The organism is Luteimonas sp. A537, from assembly GCF_054052065.1.
Map to the genome: position 1 here is coordinate 1 of NZ_JBSVRH010000023.1, position 940 is coordinate 940.

Genomic DNA, 940 nt, shown 5'->3' on the forward strand with positions numbered 1-940 from the left:
GCGGCCACATCCACCACCGTGAAGCCGCGCTCCAAAACCTGCTTCACCGCCTCTGCCCGGAACTCATCCGTGTACTGCTTGCTGCTCATAAACACCCCTGCTGTTGCCCTGAATTATGGCCTGCGGGTGTCTACAAAAGGTTGGCCGGTCCATTCAAGCCGAACCCGCTTCGCGGGTCGGCTTAATTCAGGCGTTAGGCCTCATGACACACGAAGTCGCAGATCACCTCTCCGAGTTACTTCAAGCGCGCAACGGCGTTCCAACTGAAGCGACGCTGCGAGATGGAAAGGTAATTACCATCCATAACGTTGCCTGGGGACGCGACATGGGGACTGACCACGATCACATCACTACCAACATCTCTCCGGCTCCCGATTGCCAGCATTCGACGGACTTCTTCGTCACAGACCAAGTCGAGCTGCTGGTTGCGCCGGAATCTGGGGCGGTCCTTTACCATAGGGCCGCGGATGAGGCCTAACAATGCGTTCAAGCCGAAGCCGCTTCGTTACGCAAAGCACATGGCAGATGTAGCTTGCCATGTGCTTCGCTCCACTACGCGTCTCGGCTTAACTTAGGTGTTAGGCGGCACAGCAATGTTCATGGCGGTTCCAAAAGCAGATTGCTACCGCTGGGTCGGTCGAGACTCGGACGTTGATGGCGCGGCGCTGTCTAAGGTGCGCACTGCTCCTGTCGCGGAAGCGTGGAATCCCGTCAATGTGTCATGGCTGCCGGAGACCGCGGGCCGCCCGAGCTGCGACTTCCCAATATTTCATCCGATCGTTCGCTGCATGAGCCAACACGCTGCCGCCGTCCTCGCCCCGTTTAGCCAAGGCAATCTTGAGTATCTTGATCTTGCCCCCGTTTCTCGGACACCCGTCTAAGCAGCGTGGGCCCGCTCGAACTGCTCCGGGCTGACGTAGCCCAGCGTCGAGTGGAGCCG

1 protein-coding gene is annotated in these 940 nt (G+C 58.9%); it reads right to left on the bottom strand.

Annotated elements, in window-relative coordinates; translation table 11 throughout:
• On the bottom strand, window positions 1-89 hold an 89-nt coding region (locus tag ACW7GZ_RS14890; RefSeq protein ID WP_457005116.1), incomplete at its 3' end, for a transposase.
• Window positions 90-940: the final 851 nt, after the last annotated feature.